This is a genomic window from Mesorhizobium sp. M7A.F.Ca.US.011.01.1.1 (genome assembly GCF_003998295.1).
In the GTDB taxonomy this organism is placed as follows: domain Bacteria; phylum Pseudomonadota; class Alphaproteobacteria; order Rhizobiales; family Rhizobiaceae; genus Mesorhizobium.
Genome location: NZ_RZRT01000058.1, coordinates 1 through 2285, shown reverse-complemented (window position 1 = coordinate 2285; position 2285 = coordinate 1). Strand labels below are relative to the sequence as shown.

1 pseudogene is annotated in these 2285 nt (G+C 69.2%); it reads right to left on the bottom strand.

Annotated elements, in window-relative coordinates:
* Nucleotides 1–2285 (bottom strand): annotated as a pseudogene (locus tag EOA13_RS38390) (hypothetical protein); the annotation flags it as partial.

Genomic DNA, 2285 nt, shown 5'->3' with positions numbered 1-2285 from the left:
GCCGCGATCGCGGTTCCGCCTGTGCCACCGCCGCCGCCGACCGACTGGGCGAAGATCGCCACTGAATTGTCGCCGTCGAGCTGCATCGCGCCATTGTTGATGACGGTGACAATGCCGCCATCGCCACCGGCCGCACCCTTGCCGCCGAGCGCGATGGAGAGACCGGCCGCACCGCCGGCCACCGAATAGGCCGCGCCGCCATTGCCGCCGCCGCCGCCGACCGACTGCGCCATGATGCCGGTCGAGCCGAAGCCCTTTGTGTGGATCACACCGTCGCTGAAATTGGTGACGTTGACATCGCCGCCCTTGCCGTTGGAGCCGCCGGCGCCACCGATGCCGAAAGTGAAGGCGCCGGGGCTGAGAGCCGCGGAAACGCTCATGGCGCCATTGCCGCCACCGCCGCCGATCGATTCGGCAAAGATCGCCACCGACGCATCTTCTATCGTCGTGATGCGGCCATGGTTGTTGACGGTGACGACGCCGCCGTCGCCCGAACTGCCGCCATCGCCGCCAACGCCGATCGCAACCGGCACAATGCTGGCGGCGAACGCGCCGCCGCCATTGCCGCCGCCGCCGCCGATCGACTGCGCGAAGATGCCGTGCGCACCCAAGCCCTCGACAGTGATCGCGCCGGCGGCGTTGTTGGTCACGGTGACGTCGCCACCCTTGCCGGAGCTGCCGCCCTTGCCGCCGACCGCGATGAAGCCGATCGCCCGTCCGCCCGAGCCGCCGCCGCCGCCAACCGACTGGGCCTGGATCGCGTAGGAATCGACGCCATGCGTCTCGATCATCGCGACATTGGCGACATCGACCGCGCCGCCGCCACCGCTGGAGCCGCCACTGCCGCCGACACCGAGCGCGGTGATGCCGAGCGAGCCGCCTGAGCCACCGCCGCCACCGACCGACTGGGCGAAGATGCCGACGGAATCATCGGCGTGGGTGAGAATGCCACCGTAATTGTTGACGATGACATGGCCACCGGCGCCTGAAGCGCCACCGCCGCCGCCGATCGCCAGCAGCGCGCCCGCGCCGCCGCCGGACCCGCCGCCGCCGCCGACCGATTGCGCGAAGATGCCGGCCGAATGTCCCAGCTGGGGATCGACGGTTGGACCGTCGGCGCCCGGCGTCGTCGGCGTGGTGCCGAAGGTCTCGATCGTGGCCATTGTCACCTGGGACAGGTCGAGCTTGCCGTTGGTGACGGTCACGGAGCCGCCATTGCCGCTCGCGCCAGCGCTGCCGCCAAGTCCAACGGTGCCGACCGCGCCGGCCATGCCGTCGCCACCGTCGCCGCCGCCGCCGCCGATCGACTGCGCGTGGATGCCGTCCGACTTCTGACCATGTGTGGTGATGATGCCCTCATTGCTGACGATGACGGTGCCGCCGGATCCACCGCCCGTTCCCGAACCGCCGATGGCGACCGAGCCGGAACGCTTGAGACTTGATGTGCCGAGCGGGGCCAAAAGAATTGTCGGGTCAAGCGGCACGTAGGGTATGGCGACAAGGCCGGTGGTGCCGATATAGGCGTCGCCGCCCATGCCGCCGCCGCCGCCGATCGACTGAGCGACAATGCCCGACGACTTGTCGCCATGGGTGGTGATGAAATCGTAGTTGGAGACGTTGACGGTGTTGCCGTCATTGGCCGTTCCACCTGCCCCGCCGACTGTCGCCTGCAGGTTCCAGTTCGGCTTGCCGCCGGCCGGTTCGCAGACCTTGGCCAGCGTGCATCTCGCGCCGAGCTGCAGCGAGATCGAGTTCGAACGCCCGCCGGTGCCGCCGCCGCCACCAATCGACTGCGCCAGGATGCCGAATGCACCCATGCCAGAGGTCTCGATGCCGCCATGCTGCTCGATCGTGACCGTGCCGCCCTTGTTGCCGTTGCCACCAGAGCCGCCGACCGCGACGCTGACATTGGCCTGCGTGCCGGGATTGTTGCCGGAGAGGCCGAGCACGCCGGTGATCGCATTGCCGCCGGAGCCGCCACCGCCACCGATCGACTGCGCGAAGATGCCGTAGGCGCCGTCGCCATTGGTAACCGTCTGTCCGGCCGCCAGCAGACCGGTCTGCAGCAGGCCGTGGTTGGTCACGACGACGTCACCGCCATAGCCGCTGTCGCCGCCAAAGCCACCGACGCTGACGCCGACATTGAGATTGGTTCCGGTGCCGAGCGAACCGATGGCCGCCGAGACGGCCATGCCGCCATTGCCGCCGCCGCCGCCGACCGATTGCGCCTGGATGGCATGTGCTTCGAGACCGTCGGTCGAGACAGCGCCGGTGTTGTCGACCGT